The 15,273-nt window shown below is 72.3% G+C and carries 24 protein-coding genes; 5 read left to right on the top strand and 19 right to left on the bottom strand.

Annotation, left to right across the window (positions count from 1 at the left end; translation table 11 throughout):
• Positions 1 to 126: 126 nt before the first annotated feature.
• Genes CcI49_RS23640 through CcI49_RS23570 form a run of 16 tightly spaced genes read right to left on the bottom strand, consistent with a single transcriptional unit; the run spans position 127 to position 11,199 of the window.
• Positions 127 to 834, bottom strand: a complete 708-nt coding sequence (locus CcI49_RS23640; RefSeq protein WP_076824156.1) for a hypothetical protein — start codon at positions 832 to 834, stop codon at positions 127 to 129.
• 42 nt (positions 835 to 876) lie between these two features.
• Positions 877 to 1,881, bottom strand: a complete 1,005-nt coding sequence (locus tag CcI49_RS23635) for a hypothetical protein (RefSeq protein ID WP_054565989.1) — start codon at positions 1,879 to 1,881, stop codon at positions 877 to 879.
• Positions 1,874 to 3,322, bottom strand: coding sequence for a phage portal protein (locus tag CcI49_RS23630; RefSeq protein ID WP_076829343.1), 1,449 nt, complete (start codon positions 3,320 to 3,322; stop codon positions 1,874 to 1,876). The genes CcI49_RS23635 and CcI49_RS23630 overlap by 8 nt, the downstream gene beginning before the upstream one ends.
• A 7-nt stretch (positions 3,323 to 3,329) precedes the next feature.
• On the bottom strand, positions 3,330 to 3,590 hold the full coding sequence (locus CcI49_RS23625) for a hypothetical protein (RefSeq protein ID WP_131831172.1): 261 nt from the start codon (positions 3,588 to 3,590) through the stop codon (positions 3,330 to 3,332).
• On the bottom strand, positions 3,580 to 4,029 hold the full coding sequence (locus CcI49_RS42655; RefSeq protein WP_076829335.1) for a hypothetical protein: 450 nt from the start codon (positions 4,027 to 4,029) through the stop codon (positions 3,580 to 3,582). The genes CcI49_RS23625 and CcI49_RS42655 overlap by 11 nt, the downstream gene beginning before the upstream one ends.
• Positions 4,026 to 4,301 carry a hypothetical protein gene (locus CcI49_RS23615; RefSeq protein WP_131831171.1) on the bottom strand — a complete coding sequence of 92 codons (276 nt, stop codon included), beginning with the start codon at positions 4,299 to 4,301 and terminating at the stop codon, positions 4,026 to 4,028. The genes CcI49_RS42655 and CcI49_RS23615 overlap by 4 nt, the downstream gene beginning before the upstream one ends.
• 11 nt (positions 4,302 to 4,312) lie before the next feature.
• Complete coding sequence (locus tag CcI49_RS23610; RefSeq protein ID WP_131831170.1) at positions 4,313 to 5,869, bottom strand: hypothetical protein; 1,557 nt, start codon at positions 5,867 to 5,869, stop codon at positions 4,313 to 4,315.
• Positions 5,870 to 5,892: 23 nt separating this feature from the next.
• Positions 5,893 to 6,051, bottom strand: coding sequence for a hypothetical protein (locus CcI49_RS42175; protein WP_158230803.1), 159 nt, complete (start codon positions 6,049 to 6,051; stop codon positions 5,893 to 5,895).
• Positions 6,052 to 6,054: 3 nt separating this feature from the next.
• A complete protein-coding gene (locus CcI49_RS23605) occupies positions 6,055 to 6,633 on the bottom strand; it encodes a hypothetical protein (protein ID WP_076829326.1) in 579 nt (192 codons plus the stop codon).
• Positions 6,626 to 7,090 carry a hypothetical protein gene (locus CcI49_RS23600; protein ID WP_076829324.1) on the bottom strand — a complete coding sequence of 155 codons (465 nt, stop codon included), beginning with the start codon at positions 7,088 to 7,090 and terminating at the stop codon, positions 6,626 to 6,628. The genes CcI49_RS23605 and CcI49_RS23600 overlap by 8 nt, the downstream gene beginning before the upstream one ends.
• Entirely contained in the window at positions 7,090 to 7,686 is a 597-nt protein-coding gene (folE, locus tag CcI49_RS23595) for a GTP cyclohydrolase I (RefSeq protein WP_076829322.1), read from the bottom strand. The genes CcI49_RS23600 and folE overlap by 1 nt, the downstream gene beginning before the upstream one ends.
• Positions 7,686 to 8,411 (bottom strand): radical SAM protein, encoded by a 726-nt coding sequence (locus CcI49_RS23590; RefSeq protein ID WP_241840204.1) that lies wholly within the window; start codon positions 8,409 to 8,411, stop codon positions 7,686 to 7,688. The genes folE and CcI49_RS23590 overlap by 1 nt, the downstream gene beginning before the upstream one ends.
• Positions 8,408 to 8,779: a 6-carboxytetrahydropterin synthase gene (locus CcI49_RS23585; protein WP_076829319.1), complete on the bottom strand. Its 372-nt coding sequence runs from the start codon at positions 8,777 to 8,779 to the stop codon at positions 8,408 to 8,410. The genes CcI49_RS23590 and CcI49_RS23585 overlap by 4 nt, the downstream gene beginning before the upstream one ends.
• A gap of 2 nt (positions 8,780 to 8,781) precedes the next feature.
• Positions 8,782 to 9,477 carry a 7-cyano-7-deazaguanine synthase QueC gene (gene queC / locus CcI49_RS23580; RefSeq protein WP_076829316.1) on the bottom strand — a complete coding sequence of 232 codons (696 nt, stop codon included), beginning with the start codon at positions 9,475 to 9,477 and terminating at the stop codon, positions 8,782 to 8,784.
• On the bottom strand, positions 9,467 to 10,462 hold the full coding sequence (locus CcI49_RS23575; RefSeq protein WP_076829314.1) for a hypothetical protein: 996 nt from the start codon (positions 10,460 to 10,462) through the stop codon (positions 9,467 to 9,469). Before CcI49_RS23575 ends, queC begins: the two co-directional genes overlap by 11 nt.
• A gap of 2 nt (positions 10,463 to 10,464) precedes the next feature.
• Positions 10,465 to 11,199: a hypothetical protein gene (locus CcI49_RS23570; RefSeq protein WP_131831169.1), complete on the bottom strand. Its 735-nt coding sequence runs from the start codon at positions 11,197 to 11,199 to the stop codon at positions 10,465 to 10,467.
• An 84-nt stretch (positions 11,200 to 11,283) separates the two neighbouring features.
• Between CcI49_RS23570 and CcI49_RS23565 the strand changes: the two genes are divergently transcribed.
• The 5 genes from CcI49_RS23565 to CcI49_RS23550 are packed head-to-tail and all read left to right on the top strand — an operon-like array spanning position 11,284 to position 13,372.
• Positions 11,284 to 11,541: a hypothetical protein gene (locus CcI49_RS23565; protein WP_076829309.1), complete on the top strand. Its 258-nt coding sequence runs from the start codon at positions 11,284 to 11,286 to the stop codon at positions 11,539 to 11,541.
• A gap of 3 nt (positions 11,542 to 11,544) precedes the next feature.
• Positions 11,545 to 11,865, top strand: a complete 321-nt coding sequence (locus CcI49_RS23560; protein WP_076829307.1) for a hypothetical protein — start codon at positions 11,545 to 11,547, stop codon at positions 11,863 to 11,865.
• The gene (locus CcI49_RS42170; RefSeq protein ID WP_158230802.1) at positions 11,862 to 12,035 is read left to right on the top strand and encodes a hypothetical protein; all 174 of its coding nucleotides are present in this window, start codon (positions 11,862 to 11,864) and stop codon (positions 12,033 to 12,035) included. The genes CcI49_RS23560 and CcI49_RS42170 overlap by 4 nt, the downstream gene beginning before the upstream one ends.
• Complete coding sequence (locus tag CcI49_RS23555) at positions 12,016 to 12,495, top strand: hypothetical protein (RefSeq protein WP_131831168.1); 480 nt, start codon at positions 12,016 to 12,018, stop codon at positions 12,493 to 12,495. The genes CcI49_RS42170 and CcI49_RS23555 overlap by 20 nt, the downstream gene beginning before the upstream one ends.
• On the top strand, positions 12,488 to 13,372 hold the full coding sequence (locus CcI49_RS23550; RefSeq protein ID WP_131831167.1) for a peptidoglycan-binding domain-containing protein: 885 nt from the start codon (positions 12,488 to 12,490) through the stop codon (positions 13,370 to 13,372). Before CcI49_RS23555 ends, CcI49_RS23550 begins: the two co-directional genes overlap by 8 nt.
• Here the strand turns inward: CcI49_RS23550 and CcI49_RS23545 are convergent.
• The 3 genes from CcI49_RS23545 to CcI49_RS40760 all read right to left on the bottom strand — a co-directional run bounded on the left by CcI49_RS23545 (position 13,369) and on the right by CcI49_RS40760 (position 15,263).
• Positions 13,369 to 13,617, bottom strand: a complete 249-nt coding sequence (locus CcI49_RS23545) for a hypothetical protein (protein WP_054566006.1) — start codon at positions 13,615 to 13,617, stop codon at positions 13,369 to 13,371. The two genes, CcI49_RS23550 and CcI49_RS23545, sit on opposite strands and share 4 nt — an antisense overlap.
• 101 nt (positions 13,618 to 13,718) lie before the next feature.
• Positions 13,719 to 14,789, bottom strand: a complete 1,071-nt coding sequence (locus CcI49_RS23540) for a glycosyl hydrolase (protein ID WP_116437475.1) — start codon at positions 14,787 to 14,789, stop codon at positions 13,719 to 13,721.
• 303 nt (positions 14,790 to 15,092) lie between these two features.
• On the bottom strand, positions 15,093 to 15,263 hold the full coding sequence (locus CcI49_RS40760; protein WP_116437474.1) for a helix-turn-helix domain-containing protein: 171 nt from the start codon (positions 15,261 to 15,263) through the stop codon (positions 15,093 to 15,095).
• Positions 15,264 to 15,273 lie beyond the last annotated feature (10 nt).

Here is a 15,273-nt window from a genome sequence, read left to right as displayed (position 1 = left end):
TTCGTCCTCGGCAAGTTCGTCGGCCGCATGCCGCGAGTTCCGATCAACACACAGAGTCCGCCGCCGGTCGACCCCAGCGCCAACGGAGGCGGCCCGGCCGCACCCTGAGCGACCGGGCCGCCGCCCTCAGCCCAGCAGCGCGGCCAGTCGCTCGGCCGAGGTCTTGGCCTTGGCCGGCTCGGGCTTGCGGTCTGCGGCGTCGGCCTTCGGTCGCTTCGCCGGCTCCGGCTTGGGCCTGGGGAAGAACTCCGGGTAGTCGGCCTTGATCGCCTCCACCTGGTCAGCCAGGCCGGTCACCTCCCCGTCCACGTCCACCTCGATGCTGTCCTGGTCCAGCAGGCGGTACAGCCGCGCGAACTTGCCCTCCGACGGCTTGCCGTTCTCGTCGATCAGCGCGGCATTCGCGTCGTGGAACGCGGCCTTGGCCGCGGAGCGGACGATGATCGGCTTGTAGCGCCCCTCGGTCTCCTTCGCGGCCTCCTCCTGGGCCTCCCTCAGGGCCTTGTCGTGGTCACTCTCGCCCTTGCGCTTGTCCGCGGCCACCTGCTCCTTGAGCTTGCGCAGATCGGTGCGGTAGCGGCGTGCCTCCTCCCGAGTGCGGGCCAGGGAGTCCCGCAGGGTGCGCAGTTCGGACGCGCTCGGCCGGTCCTCGTCGCCGTTGTCGTCCGCGTCCTTGCTGGCGTTCTCGTCGGCGTCCGCGTCGCGGTCGTCGTCCCCGCCGCCGGACTTCGGGTCGGTCCTGCTCTCCTCCTTGCTGCCGACCTTGCCCTCCTCAGCGCCGGCGTCGTCGGTGTCGTCGTCCTCCGGCTCGGGCCGGGCGTCCTCGTCTGCCATCGCGTGCTCCTCTCATGTCGGTCGCGCCCAACGGGCGGGTGGTCAGCGGGTTGCTACGGGGACCTGCCGGCCCGGGAAGTGGCCCTCGCGTACGGCGCGGGCAGCCACCTGACGCACCGAGGCCGGGGCGCCGGCGGGGGAGATCGTGGCCAGCAGCCTGTCGGCCGCGCGCACCCGTGCGGCGCCTGACTCGCTCGGCAGGGACCAGCCGCGCAACACCGAGCGCACCGCCTCCCGGCGTAGTGCCGCCGCCCAGTCCGCGTCCCGGTCCGGCGCGTACGGGATGGTGTGGCACCGGCACCGGGGATGGCGAGGTGCTCCCTTGAGGGCGCCCGCCACCTTCGGTGCGGTGTCGCCGTAGGTGGCGGTCTTGCTCCAGGTGCCGTCCGCGTCGCACACCACTCCGGCCAGGCGCGTGCAGGCCAGGCAGGCGTCCCGCTCGGCCACCCACACCCGGCGCATCCCGGCGGCCTGGCTGACCTCGGCCACGGCATCGTCCACCGCGGAGACCACCACCACGGCGGTGTGCGTCTCCAGCCGGGTGACCGCGCGGCGGGCCTGCCCGAGTGCCATTTCCAGCGCGGAGTACCCGGAGGCCCGCACCAGCTCGGGCCGCAGCAGGGCCAGCGCGGCCACCTGCTGCTCGCCCACCATCGCGGCCACGGGAGCCAGCGCGGCCCGCGCGCCGGGGGTAGCACCCCCAGGCGCCGGCACGGGGGGATCAGCGCCTGGAGGTAGCTGCTCACGAGCCTGCCGCACCCCGAGCGCGCGAGCACGCACCAACGCGGCCGACAGTGCCCGTGTCGCGATATCGGCGGCACCGGCGAACGCTCCGGCCAGCGCGGTACGCAGCGAGGACAGCAGCCCGACCACCCCGGGGCCGGCCGGGGCCTCCAGCGCGCCGAACGCGCGCAGCCACCCGCGGGCCGCCACCGTGGCCCACCCAGCCAATCCCGCGGCCAGCTCACCGGCGACGGCCTCGGTGGTGGCGTCCACCAGCTTGCCCATCTCATGCGCCGCGGCGTCCAGCGCCTCCTGGTCAGGCACTGGCGTCCTCGTCCGGGGCGTCGATCAGGGCGCTTACCGCGCGCTCCACCTGCTCCGCGCTGATCACGTTGAGGGCCACCCCGGCCCCGAGGGACTGCACGGCCTGCCCGAGCTTGACCAGCAGGTCGACCTTCGGCTTGATCTCGTCGCCGCGGTGGTAGCCCCAGGCCTCCACCTGCTCCGCGGAGTAGCCGGACTCCAGCAGGGCCTGCCGGGTGGGAACCCCGGCGTCGATCTTGGCCTGGATTGCGTTCCAGCCCTCCAGGTCGTCAATGCTGCGCACCGGCGCCCACGCCGGCCGGATCTCCACCTCCTCGCCCAGGCCCGCCGCGCGGGCCGCGCAGCGCCAGGCCGCCTCGTGCGCGTCGCCGAAGGTGGCGAGGCGCTCCTCCACCTTCTTGTCCAGTGGGGCCTCGGCCGCGCGCAGGCTCTCCCCACTGGGCGCGTCGCCGCTGATCTCGAAGAAATGCGCCGGCGTGGCCGTGGTCGCCCCCATCCACTGCACCATCGCCGTGGCCGGGTCCAGGAAGGCTGCGACGTTCGCCGCCTGGAACTCGCCCACCTTGTCCACGTTGCGCAGCCACCACAGCTCCCCGGGCCCGGCACGCAGGGTGGAACGCTCTGCCGTCGGGGCGAGCGCCTCGTCCTCCTCGTCGAAGCCACCCGGGTCATCCGCGCCGCCGCCGGCCACCGCGTACCGCTGCGGGAAGCCCTGGAAGTCGATCGAAGACATCAGGGTCGCCACCAGCTTGGTGATCGCGTTCTGTGGACCAAAGGCGTTGGCGTGCTCCGGCACCCCGTACGGCCGGGCGGTGCGCAGGTGGAACACCGGCACCTCGCCGAGCTCGTGCCCCACCTCATGCTCGTCCTCGTCCCCGAAGGGCTCCCAGTCCGTGTCCACCTCGCCGCGCTGCTTCGGCTGCTCCACCAGTACCCACCGCTCCACTCGGTCCGTGTAGTAGAGCGTGGAGCGCAGCCGGCCCGAGGCGGGCAGCCACAGCTTCGCGGCGTAGCGGACCTTGCGCGGGTCCTCCTCGTCATAGAACGCCCGGGTGGTCAGCGGGGAGTTGTGGAACACGTCCACGTCCCCGTCCTTCTCCCCGGGCCACACCAGCAGGTAGGCGTCGCCGTACACCTCTGCGTCCCGGTGCGCGTCGGCCACCTCCGCCCGCATCCGGTTGCGACGCCACTGCGCGGCCAGCCAGTCGGCCGCCGCCTTGTCCGGGGAGGTCAGGCCCAGCAGGCGAAGCCGCTCCAGTACGGCGTCCACCGGACGGCAGGCAAGGTTGATCTTGTAGTGGGCGCCGGTGGCCTGGAGCTTTTTGCGAATGGCCGGCGAGGCGAACACCTCGTCCACCTGACCCCGGTAATAGGCCATCGCCTCCTCGTAACCGGGCCGGGCCTCCCGGATCGCGCACACCGCCGCGGTCAGGTCGGACACGGCGCCCTCACGAGTCCCACCCGGCTCCGTGCGCCGGCCGGTCCGCGCTGGGCTGGGCGGCGTACTCCGTCCGGGCGCCGCGGCGTGCCCAGTCCGGCACCGGAACCCCCGGCGCGGCCTCGGTGTGCCGGGGTGAGCCCAGGTCAGCCCCGCACACGCAGTTGCCGGCACCGCTGGTGACGTCCCGGGCGTAGACGTGCGGGCGCCCGTACGCGCCGGGCCCCGGGCCGACCGTGCCCTCGAAGCCGGGCACGCCCTCAGTCGCCATCGGTGCCGCCGTCCGGGTATTCGCGTTCCGCGTTGGCGTAGACCTCCGCGTACACCGCGTCCGCGTTCTCCCCGCCCGAGCAACGGCGCAGCAAGTCCAGAAAGTCCATGCCAGAGATGACGTGCCAGCCGAGCTGATCCCGGTCGCAGGAGCACTCGCCCTCCGGCGTGACCGGGGGAGCCACCGGGGCCACGCCGTCCGGGCAGGGTGCATCCAGCCACACCACGCGGGTGGCCCCGCCGTGACCGTGGATGGCCTCCACCTGCTCCATGCTGGTGTAGATCCCGGTGGAGCGGTGCTCACCGTGCCAGTGCAGCGCGGCCACCCCGTCATCCCAGCACGCTCCCTGGGCTACTTCTCCGGTGCCGGACACCCCGGAGATGTCCTGGTAGCGCACCAGCAGGAACCGCCGGGGGAGGGCGGCGCTCTCGGTCGTCATACCTTGTCCTCCTCCTGCTCGGTGCACACCCGCAGTGCCTCGTGCAGCAGGCCGCGGAGCTGCCACAGTGGCATCTGCTCGTCGCGGCAGTGGATCTGCACCATGGCCAGCGGCCCCACGCCGTCCACCCGCGTCCACGCGGAGACCGCCACCCAGTGGGTGAGTACGCCGCCCTCCGCGTACGGGGCGGCGTCCGGGTTCTGCTCGGCCTGCGCGGCCAGGTCCGCGGTCAGTGCGTCCTCGATGGCCGCAGCCGGCATCGATGGGCTCACGAGCTCTCCTCTCAGGCGTAGGTGCTGGCCGAGCCGGACGGCCCGCTCGGCTTCTTTCGATCAAGGAAGAACCAGACTCCGGTCCCGGTGGCATCGACGACGTCGTCGGTCAGGCCGCGGGGGTAGGCGAGCATCTCCRTCTCCGCCGCGGGCAGCCGCCGGGCGTGCACCACCTCGGGCAGGCCGTCCGCACACCGGCGCTGGTAGTGGTTCAGGGCGCGGGCCGCGCGGAAGTCCTTCGGCTCGGACTGGTGCACGGTGATCACCCGCACCGGCAGGTCGTGCAGGATCTCCAGCCACGCCTCGCCGCCCTGGTTGGTCTCGATCAGCACCGCGCCCACTTCCGGGTGCCGCGCGAGCACGCCCAGCACGGTGGTGCGCAGGTCCGCAGGGGAGAGACGCAGCGAGGCGGCGTAGCGCACCACGCACCGGCGGACATTCGGTGCCGGCCGGGCCAGTCCCACCACCGCCAGGCCGTAGGGGTGCGAGGCGGTCTTGGATGTGGTGGCCGGGTCGATGGACAGAAGCGCCCGCACCAGCGGCGGGTCCGCGTAGACGATGTCGCCCGGCCCCCAGTAGTCCCCGTCCAGGCTCACGGGCTGGTTGGCAAAGTTCTTGGCGTACGAGCGGGTGTGCTCGATCGACTCCAGGTAGGAAAGCGACCACTTGCCCGGCCAGCAGGAGCGCCGCGTGCCGTCTCCCYGGTCCACGATCGGTCGGAAGTGGTGCACCGCGAACCGCTCGGCCGCGAGCCGTTCGTCCAGCTCCACCTCGGGCTCGGTGATGGTCCGCACGAGCTGGTGGATGATCGAGCCGGCCATCACCACCGTGCCCACCACGACCACTCGCGCGAAGGTGTTGAGCGGCAGGATCGCGTCCACGATCGCGACCAGGCGTTTGCTGGCCTGGTATGCGCTGTACGTGCCCTCGTGGGGCTCGACGTCGTCCAGCACCAGCAGGTCCGGCCGCAGCGCGCCCACCTTCATGCCGAGCACGCCGGCGTCGATGCCTCGCGCGGCGAACACGAAGCCGCCGCGCTGCTGGATCATGTGCTGGGTGTCGGCCACGGTGGTGCCTCGGGGCCGCGTGGCCGGAGCGCACAGGTCCGGGTAGTCCTGCCGCAGCAGCGTGTTGGTCTCCAGCTCCCGGCGGAAGGTGTCCAGGTGCTGCTCGGCCTGCACCCCGGCATCGGCGAACGCGGCGATGAACCGCACCCACCCGTGCGCGGCGGCCCACAGCGGCAGGATCAGGAACAGCCACGTGGTCTTGCCCGCGTTACGCGGGGCCACCCAGACGTCCCGGTGCTCCGCCGGGCTGGACGGCGGCAGCGCCCACGTGCGCGCGTGCCGGAACAGCGCGAGGTGGAAGTCCGCGAAGGTGATCTCCCCGCCGGTCTCGTCCCCGCGTAGGTGGTGCGGGCAGTACAGCAGCGCGAAGAGAAGGGGCGAGAGACGTGTGAGCGTGCGTCGCCCCTCCGGACTGGCCAGCAGCCGCTCGTCGAAGCCCGCCAGCCACCCGCTCAGGTCGAACGTCTCCGCGTCCGCCTGCGGGCTGTATGGGTCGACCACCCGCGGGCGCTCCAGCACCGATGTCAGCGCGCCTTCCCCTTCCCCTTGCTCTTCTTGATCGCGACGAGCTGCTTCACCGCGGCAGCACGGGAGGAGTGGTCGGCCTTCTTGCCGGCGGTCTCGCCGGTGCCCTTCTTCACCACCCGGTGCTTGCCGCCGCGCTTGGAGATCCGGTACGGCACGGACTACCCCTCCCCGCTCTCGGCGCCCCGGCGGTCCTCGTCTGCCCACTGCCGCGGCGTGGCGTCGGCGTGCCGCTCGCACAGCAGCAGCGCGCCCCGGTGGGCGTCCGACTCGTAGGCGCCGCGGCGTACCCCCGCCACGAATGCCAGGGTCGCCGGCTGCTCGCACCAGCCGAGACCGCACCGGTACGGCGCTGGCGCGGGGGAGGCCTGCCATCCCATGCGCCACGACCAACGCACCCACAGGCCGGTCCGGCTGGGCCCGCCGGAGTCAGGGTCCGGGACGAACCGGACCATGCCGTCGGCGAGAGACTGCTCACCCTGGAGGTCCGGCGCCTCCGGGAGGAAGAGGTACTCGGTCGCGGCCCGGCCGCCGAGCTCGGGCGGGTAGCAGCCCGGGTCGACCCGTGGCAGGTCCGGGCTCTCCACCAGCACCAGCAGCGCCATCCGCATGAAGTCGGCCGACACCCCGGCCACCCGCATGCCGGCGGGCAGGGTCAGGAGCTGGGCGATCGTGGCCTCGTCGAGAGTGATCACGGCCCGGCCCGGCCGCTCGTCCAGCTCGGTGTCCCGCTCACCCATCGGCGCTCCCTTCCTGGGCGACTTGGCGCAGCGCCTCCTCCTCGACGGCGCTCCGCGCCTTGGCCTCCCTGATCAACGCGGCCAGCTCGATGTCCGCCGGGTCCACACGGGTGACCTGCACGTCCACCTGCCCGCGCTCCCCCCACCGCTGGGTGTGCCGGCGGGACAGCCAGCCCATCGCCGCGCGCCAGTCACCCTCGGCCGCCGCGCGCTGCACCACGGTCAGCGCCCGGATCACGGCCTTGGCCTCGGCCTGCTCGAACTCGGCCACGAACCGGGCGTGCGGGGTGTCCTCCTGGCCCTCCGCGGTGTCCCGGCGGCCGGCGCGCAGCCAGCCCAGCAGCGTGTTCTCCGCGACCCCGGCGAAGCGCGCGGCCTCCACCTGGTAGGCCCCGATGCCGATGGCGTCGCAGATCCGGGCCTGGACCTCCGGGGTGAGCGCGCTGGGCCGGGCCATCAGCCACCCCCGCCGATCAGCCCGCCGGCTCGCGCCGAGCCCCGGTGTTCGTCCAGCACCGTGCGCGCGTCCGTGCTCTGTGGAGTCCAGCGACCCTGCCAGGAGGCGGTCATGGTGAGCGCGGCAGGCTGTCGGATGCCGCGCACCGCCATGCACCCGTGGTGCGCGGTGATCACGCATCCGGCCCCCACCGGGTCCAGCGCGCCGGCCACCGCGGCGGCCACCTGGTAGGTGAGGGTCTCCTGCACCTGGAGCCGGCGCGCGTAGTCCTCCACCACCCGCGCGAGCTTGGACAGCCCCACCACACGCCCCTGCTCTCCGGGCCGGTAGGCCACGGTGGCGGTGCCGTTGATGGGCAACAGATGGTGGGCGCAGGTGGTGGTCACGCGGATGCCGGACACCACCACCAGGTCGCCGGACGGCGGGCCAGTGAAGGTGATGGCCAGGTGCCGAGCCGGGTCCTCGCCGTACCCGGACAGCCGCTCCGCCCACGCGCGAGCCACCCGTCCGGGGGTGTCCCGAGTGTGGTCGTCCACCTGCACCCCGAGGGCGTCCAGCAGCCCGGCCACCGCCGTTGCGGCCTTGTCCAGGTCCACTACCGGCCCCTCTCGTCGCCCCAGGCCAGTACGTGCAGCCGGTGGGTGGCGTTGAGGCCGTGCTCGGTGGCCGCCTGCGCCACCACGGGCCAGGCCGCCTCCAGCTCCGCCCGAGTGGTCCCGCGCGGCATCACCCACACCCGCACGCTGGGCCAGCGCGTGCGGGAGGCCAGCGCGGCGGCCTGGGCCACCTCGTCCGCGTCCGCGCACACCACCTTCAGGTGCACCCCGGTGCCCTCCCAGGCCAGCGCTGGCCAGTCCGGATGCAGGGCGGGGTCCTGGTGGCCGCGGTGCGGGCCGGCGCTGGGCAGCTTGGGGGAGACCATCCAGGCGGTCACGGAGGCCAGGCTGACCTCGTTGGGGCCGCGGGTGCCGTTGGTCTCCACGTGGATGGTGTGGCCGCGGTCGCGCAGCAGGTCCAGCAGCCGAGCCCACGCGGGGGAGTCCTGGTGCAGCAGTGGCTCCCCACCGGTGATCACTACAATCGGCGTGCCCGCCTGCGCCGCCAGCGCCTCGGGTGAGGTGGGGGTGAGTTCCACCCGCAGGTCATAGCGCGACCCGTCCCACGTGTACGCGGTGTCACACCAGGCGCACGAAAGATCGCATCCGCCGAGGCGGATGAACGTGGCCAGTCGGCCCGCGTGCGGCCCCTCTCCTTGCAGGGTTGGGCCGAAGACCTCTGACACCGGCAGGGTGGCCCCGCCGGCCCGCACCAGGGCCGTCACGAGGTCTCCCGCCAGGTCGCCCAGGTCTTGGGCGTCTCGGACACCGCCACCGACACGGAGACCCCTTCGGGGATCTCCACCAGCCGGGGCACCAGGTCGGCCAGGAACCGGGCGAGGTTCTCCGCGGTCGGGTTGAACTCCAGCTCGTCGTTGAGGTGCCTGTGGTCCAGCACTCCGTCGATCCAGCGCTTCACCGGGGCCAGCGCGCCGTAGTCCACGACGAATCCGACCGTGTCCAGCTTCTCGGCGGACATGATCACCCGCGCGACGTAGTTGTGGCCATGCAGTCGGGCGCACTGGTGCCCCTCCGGTAGCCCATCCACTACGTGGGAGGCCGACCAGGGGAAGTCCTTGCTGATCTCGTACATGGTCAGTCCTTCGAGGAGGCGGCGGCGCGCCAGAAATCCGGGTCCACGTAGCTGGTCGGGTCAGGCACCCCCGCGAGGTGGAGAGCCTCGGCGCGCTCGACGCAGGTTCCGCACCGGCCACAGTGCCGCTCGCCGCCCTCGTAGCAGGACCAGGTCAGCGCGACGGGAAGCCCGACCAAGCCGGCGATCCGGGCGATGTCAGCCTTGGAGGTGTGCACGTACGGTGCCTCGACGGCGACCGTACTGTCGGTGCCCCGCTGCGCGGCCTCGCTCGCCGCGGCGATGAACTCGGGCCGGCAGTCCGGGTAGATCGGATGGTCCCCGGCGTGGACGGCCGTCAGCACTCGGTCGCACCCGTGCGCCAGCGCGACGCCGGCCGCGGCCATCAGCAGAGTGGCGTTGCGGTTCGGCACGACCGTCGCCCGCATCGACTCCGCGGCGTAGTGCCCGTGCGGAACGTCCACCGCCTCGTCGGTCAGCGCGGAGCCGGCGAGCAGCGATCCCCAACCAGTCAGGTCGAGTAGGAGGTGGGGTACCCGGTAGTGCGCGGCGACGTCGGCCGCGGCGCGCAGCTCTCGGGCATGGCGCTGGCCGTAGTTCACCGACAGCGCCAGTCGCGCGGTGTTCTCCTTCGCCCGCTCGGCGAGCAGGGTGGAGGAGTCCAGCCCCCCGGACAGCAGGACAAGGTCACGCGGCATCGGTGAGGCCCCTTCGGCGGCAGACGTGGCGACTTCCCCAGCGCCGCCAGATCGGTGGGTTCCAGGGAGCGACGCGGGCGGGGTCCTGTCCGAGAAGCGGCAGGGCACCCAGTCCGGCGCCGACGGGACGTCGCCCGTGCAGGTGAGCGTCGGCGGCGCTTGCGCCCTCGTAGTCGTTACCCGACACCGAGCTGAACAGGTGCGGTCCGCTGTTCGTGAACCGGACAGGTGGAGGGACAGGGATCCATTGGCGCAAGGCCTCGTCGGCGGCGGCATAGGAGAGACTCATCGCCTTCATCAGGTCCTGGCGCCCGCCGGCCTTGCTGGGGAGGCGCCCGGCTCGGACCAGCGGGGCTAGGTCGATCTCGTGTTCCATGAGGTGCCGATGGGCGCGAAGTATCGCCGCATGGTCGGCTACGGTCACTTGGCGTACGTCGCGTCCGTCGAAGTAGGCAATCCCGCCATAGCGGAACTGCACTGAGATATTGGAAGCGTCCGCGGAGTATGGCCGAGCCCTACGCAGGACGCTCAGCGCCCCAACACCGAGGGCGTGGATGCCTCCGCCGAGACGTTCGGCTCGACGCTGGAGCATCCCGACCCGCGCCGCCTGTGCCTCGCCGGGCATGCCGACCAGCCCTCCGACACAGACGTAACCGACCTCGCGCACCATTGCGTCGAACTCGGCGAGAGAGTCGCCGCGAGTGAACACCGGCATAACCGGAAGTCCGCGGTCGTGCAGCTTACGGGTGTTGGCCCGGGTGGCCGCGGGGTCGCCGATGACGTCGAGGGTGATTGCGTGGTCCCAGTGGCCGCGCCACCGCTCCAGGTACCACGCATACGCCCCCAGTTCAATCGGACGACCGCTGCTGTGAGCAGTGAAGGCGCCTGAGTCGATCATCATCTGACCGCACACGAGGTTCGTCCGAACGGCAGCGAGGTCGACGCTGGCGTTGAGCGCGTACGACAACAGCAGGTTGACGGACACGCTCACGTCCCGGCCAGGTCCAGCAGCACCCCGACGCGAGCCGCGTCGTCCGCACCGTCCACCGAGCGCCAACGTGCATACAGCTCGTGGGAGACCTGCGCGCGAATGACCGGCCAGGCCGCGCGGTCGGTCTCGTCGAGAACGGCCTGGTCCGCCTCGTCCCCGGAGATCGCAGGGGATTCACCCCCATCCATCCCGGCCCCGGATGGCCCAGGAACAGCGCACAACGCCACGAGCGCGTCGAAGTGGGTGTCGTCCCATCCGGCGAGCCGGCGCAGTTCGGCGTCCGCGGAGTCGAGATCGGCCAGCAGTCCGGTGAGCGCAGGCTCGTCCCACCCGCCGCGCGTGGTCGCCTCGTTCAGCGCGACGCCGAGCGCCTCGGCCTCGGCATCCGAGCGGGACGACCAGCCGTGCTCCACCGGCATCCGCCAGGTGCCGTCCTCCCCGCGCACGATGCCGTCCGGGGGGTCTTGGCCTTCGGCCTCCATCGCGCGCAGGGACTCCAGCCGCCCATGGCCGGCGATGATCCGCCCGGTGCGGCCGTCGTGCACTGCGGAGCCAGCGAACCCGAACCGCGTGATCAGGGCCTTGATGTGGTCGAGGTCGTGGGCCTTGGCGTTGCGCTCGGCCTCACGCACCTCACCCAGCGGCACGTAGGCGATCCATCGGGGTGAGCCGTCCGCGCCCGCACTCAGCCCCGTTTCGGGTGCCTGCGGACCGCTATCAGCTCTCGCCATGTCTCTGCCTACTTCCCTCGCGGCGGATGACAGTGCAGTGTAATGCTATGAGTACGGACAGGTGCCGAAGGTAGGGGGCTCGCCATGTCGGGACGGGCGCAGGCGGCCGTGGCTGCGGTGGTGTTCACGGGGGCGGTCGCTCTCGCGGTGGTTGTGCTCGTGCGGGACGGTGACCTGAACTCGGTGGCCACCGCGGTCGGCATTGCCACCGCGGCGATCGGCACTGTGCTGGCCCTGCTGCGAAGCGAGCGAGCCAGCGCCGAGGCGCGTGAGGTCCGCGAGATCCTGCCCATCCCGCCCCGCGACGTCTCGCTGGACCGCAGCGACCGGTCGGATGGATAGCCGGTGCGCGCGGCCGACCTGGTGGCCTACACGATGTCCGGTGGGCTGGGTACCTCTCCGCTGCTGTTCGCCCTGACTACCGGCGGTGGGGACGGCGTGGGCGTGGGCACCGTGACCCAACTCGGGGTGACCGGGGCGCTGGCGGMCGGGCTCGTGACGTTCGCGCGCACCGTGTACGCCCGTGAGGTCCGCCGCGCGGACGAGACCGCCGCAGAGCTGCGCACCCTCAACACCAAGGTGATGGAGGAGTACGCGCGGACGCTGGCCGAGGCCAACCGAGCTCTGTCCGACGCTGCCGCGACGCTGGCCAGGAGATCGCCGTGAGCGACGAGCCGGAACGCATCTCCGCCACCACCGCGGCCAGCCTGGCGCGCCTGGACGCCCTGCTGATCCAGGTCCAGTCCGCCGTGGACGCCGTACGGGTCGAGATCGAGCGGGTGGCCCCGCCCGGCCGCACCAAGGAGGGAAGCGGCGATGGCCTCACCGCCCCATGAGCAGCCAAGGCCCCTGGTCGAGTCCGTCAATGACCTGAGCCGCCAACTGGTGGGGGTGCGTGCCACCCTCACCCTCACCAACAACGTCCAGCAGGGCCGACTCGCCGTCCTGCGCCGCCTGGCCCTGGTCGCCACAGGCTCCGCCGCCCTGGCCACGGCCGGCGCCGTCGCCGCGCTGGTGCTGCTCCTTGGCGCGATAGGGGACCTGCGCGATCAGCAGGACGTCCTGGACGCCAAGACCACGGCCGACTGCGCGTTCCACCGGGAGGTCGCAGCCCTGCCTGACCTGGTGCGCTCCGTCCCGCGCTCGCCGGGGTCGATGCCGCCCACTGTCGGGCCGGTGACCTCCGCGCTGGGCCGGGAGTCCGCCAACGCCTACCGGCTCGCCGGCTGCCCCGAGGTCTTCGGAGCGCTGCCAACCCACGCCCCGTCGAGACCCTCCGGGAGTCCTCGTGGCTGAATGGCCCTACATGCCTGCCCGCTGGCAGCCCTCCCGCTCCGGCCAGTCCGTGATCTGGGTTGTGCTCCACAGCATGGAGGCCCCGCTCCGCGTCGGCACCGCCGCCAGCGTGGGCCGGTACTTCCAGGGCGTCGAGCAGTACGCCTCCACCCACGTCGGGGTCGACCCGGGCGGCATCGTGCGCTACGTGCCGGACGCCTCGGGCTGCTACGGGGCGGAGCGCAACTCCAACCGGCGCGGCTGGCACATCGAACAGGCCGGGTACGCGCGGTTCGCCGCGGAGTGGCACAGCCCGGATGGCCTGGCGATGCTGGACCGCTCCGCCGAGGCCGCGGCGTACGCCGCGCGCCGGTTCAACATCCCGGTGCGGATGCTGGCCGACCGCGAGGTGGCCGCCTACGCGCCCGGGTTCGTCCATCACGCCCAGCTCGCTCGAGTGTTCGGCGTGGCCGCCGGTCACACCGACCCCGGGCTCAACTTCCCGTACGACGAGCTGCTGACACGGGTGCGTGCCCGGCTTGGCCAGCCGTCGCTGGCCCCGGTGCCGGACCCGGCCCGCGCGGACAACCGCTTCCGCAGACTTCCCACGCTGCGCGCTGGCGCCCGGGACGACGCTGCCCGGGTGGCCGCGGCGCGAGCGAAGGGTGGCACGGTTCTCGATGCCGACGTGCCGGTGCTCACCCTCCAGAGCGCGCTCAACGAGGGGATGGGCGCCAAGCTGGGCGGTGACGGGGTTTACGGCGACTTCACCGAGGACGCGGTCCGCCGCTTCCAGCAGTGGTGGCGTGGCAACGGGCTCGACCTGACCGTCGACGGCATCTGCGGCCCAGCCACCTGGTCCCAGCTCGACGTGGTGGCCGACCTCCAGGGGCGTTAGCCCTCGCGCTCGCTGGCTCGCCGCGCCATCCCGCGGGGCCGCCAGTACGACACGACCCACAGGAAGGCGACTAGCAAGGCAGCCAGGACCACGGCCATGGACACGTTCGCGGCGACAGCGCCGAAGGCGCCCAGGTTGGCCGCGGCCGAAATGGCGACGTAGACCGACAGCACGAGAATGATCAGGCTTCTGCGGCGACGGTTGCTCATGAGGACCCTGCCCGGGGTGAGGGATCGAACGCCCACGCGGGCGCGCTGATCCGCTCACGATACGTGGGCATATCCTCTCGTTCCGCCGCAGGGTCGCCGTGCACTGCCCGGCCGGTCACGCAGGACTGACGGTGGCCCTACGCGACACCCCAAAGCCGCGCGTACTCCGCCGAGGCCTTCGGGTTGCGCTTCGAGGTCAGCGACGAGCCCACATTGGCCGGGTCGTCCTCGGAGAAGTACATCTCTCCGACGAAATCGAGGTCCGTCCGCGCGGCGCACTCGGCGAAGAAGCTGCGCATGCCGCGGACGAAGAACGCGCTGTCACCGCCGCCCTTGTCGCCGGCGGCGCTCGGAGCGTTCTTGACCCCCCATTCCTGGAGCATGAAGCCCTTGCGGTGCTCGGCGGCCACGTTGGCCCACCACCGTGCCCCGCCGGCCTTGTCCAGCTCGCGGGCGAGCTCGACGTCGGTGCGGGCCACCGCATAATGGTCGTAGGCGTCCACGCCGATGATGTCCACCACGTCGTCGCCCGGGTAGGCGTCCAGCGGGCTGTGACTCGGCGGGTTCTGCGAGTACCCCTTGTTCGCGATCAGCGCGAACCGCGCTCGGCTGCCGGTCTCGCGCACGATGATGCGCACCCGGCGCCAGGCCTCCCGGAACTTCCGGGCATCGGCCGCGCCGTGGTGGAACCAGTCGCCGTTGTACTCCCAGCCCAGCGGCACGATCATCGGCGCGAACCCGGCGGCCTCCCGAGCCACCATCGCCTGGCCCATCGCCCGGATGTCGGCGTCGTATCGGCCGGAGAGGACCTCGTCCGCCGTCACCGCGTTCTTCCCGGAGGTGACGTTCTGCCGCTCGGGGCCGAAGCTCTGCGCAAGTACGAGCACGAGGCTCTTGTCCGTGAAGGTGCTGGTGTTGATCAGGTGGGCTGCGCGCCACATCGAGGCCGCGTCCTTCTTGCGGTCCGAGTAGACCAGCCACATTCCGGGCCGGAACCCGAACTTCGCCCGCCAGGCGTCCGGCCCGGCCTGGGTGTAGTTGGACCCGTCGCCGAAGTAGGCCCCGGCCAGCCAGGCGCCCGCGACCGGCGTCGTCGGCTGGGTTGGCCCAGTGCCGCTCTCCACCGCGGCCAGCCGCCTCTCGATGCCGTCCAGGCGCCCGGCCAAGGCCTCGTGATCCGCCAGCGTCGGTACGTCCACTCCGGCCATGTTGCTCCCGTCGCCACAGGTGCTCCCGTAGCTCCACCCCTACCTCTCTGGCACCGATCGTGCACGTTCTGTAGCGTGCCGGTCGGTGGTGGGACAAGTGACCGGAGGGCGGGTAGGTGGCTCGCCCTCCGGTCACTTGCGGCCTCGGCGCCCCGGTGGGTTCGCGCGGCTGGCGCCTGGTTTTGTCGGTGCCAGGCGGGACGCTGGAAGGATGCCCGCGGCGCCCTACCCGACCGGCGGGCGGCCCCTCGACGACGAGACCCCCGGCCAACGTGGCGCGGGGGTCTCGTTGGTTCGCAGTCGCTACGGTCGGTGCGCCCTGATGGCTCGGTCCAGGTCGGTCGAGGCGATGTGCCAGCCGGTCCCGTAATGCCAGGTCGCCTCCAACTCGTTGTTGGCGATCCAGTCGATGATCGTCCGTGGCGTCACACCCGCTCGCTGGGCCGCCCCGTTGAGCCGCAGTTCCTGTCCCACCTCAACCCCC

It is taken from the genome of Frankia sp. CcI49 (assembly GCF_001983215.1).
GTDB classification, from domain to species: Bacteria; Actinomycetota; Actinomycetes; order Frankiales; family Frankiaceae; genus Parafrankia; species Parafrankia irregularis.
The sequence above is the reverse complement of the archived record's forward strand: the minus strand, read 5'-3'. Positions and strand labels throughout refer to the sequence as shown.

What these genes read in the sequence shown, in the direction of transcription:
- CcI49_RS23585 (WP_076829319.1), bottom strand. Translation starts at nt 8,779, where the DNA reads ATGTACGAGATCAGCAAGGACTTCCCCTGGTCGGCCTCCCACGTAGTG.
- CcI49_RS23570 (WP_131831169.1), bottom strand. Translation starts at nt 11,199, where the DNA reads ATGGCGAGAGCTGATAGCGGTCCGCAGGCACCCGAAACGGGGCTGAGT.
- CcI49_RS23605 (WP_076829326.1), bottom strand. Translation starts at nt 6,633, where the DNA reads ATGGGTGAGCGGGACACCGAGCTGGACGAGCGGCCGGGCCGGGCCGTG.
- CcI49_RS23640 (WP_076824156.1), bottom strand. Translation starts at nt 834, where the DNA reads ATGGCAGACGAGGACGCCCGGCCCGAGCCGGAGGACGACGACACCGAC.
- CcI49_RS23625 (WP_131831172.1), bottom strand. Translation starts at nt 3,590, where the DNA reads ATGGCGACTGAGGGCGTGCCCGGCTTCGAGGGCACGGTCGGCCCGGGG.
- CcI49_RS23540 (WP_116437475.1), bottom strand. Translation starts at nt 14,789, where the DNA reads ATGGCCGGAGTGGACGTACCGACGCTGGCGGATCACGAGGCCTTGGCC.
- CcI49_RS23565 (WP_076829309.1), top strand. Translation starts at nt 11,284, where the DNA reads ATGTCGGGACGGGCGCAGGCGGCCGTGGCTGCGGTGGTGTTCACGGGG.
- CcI49_RS23600 (WP_076829324.1), bottom strand. Translation starts at nt 7,090, where the DNA reads ATGGCCCGGCCCAGCGCGCTCACCCCGGAGGTCCAGGCCCGGATCTGC.
- CcI49_RS23555 (WP_131831168.1), top strand. Translation starts at nt 12,016, where the DNA reads ATGGCCTCACCGCCCCATGAGCAGCCAAGGCCCCTGGTCGAGTCCGTC.
- CcI49_RS42655 (WP_076829335.1), bottom strand. Translation starts at nt 4,029, where the DNA reads ATGACGACCGAGAGCGCCGCCCTCCCCCGGCGGTTCCTGCTGGTGCGC.
- queC (WP_076829316.1), bottom strand. Translation starts at nt 9,477, where the DNA reads ATGCCGCGTGACCTTGTCCTGCTGTCCGGGGGGCTGGACTCCTCCACC.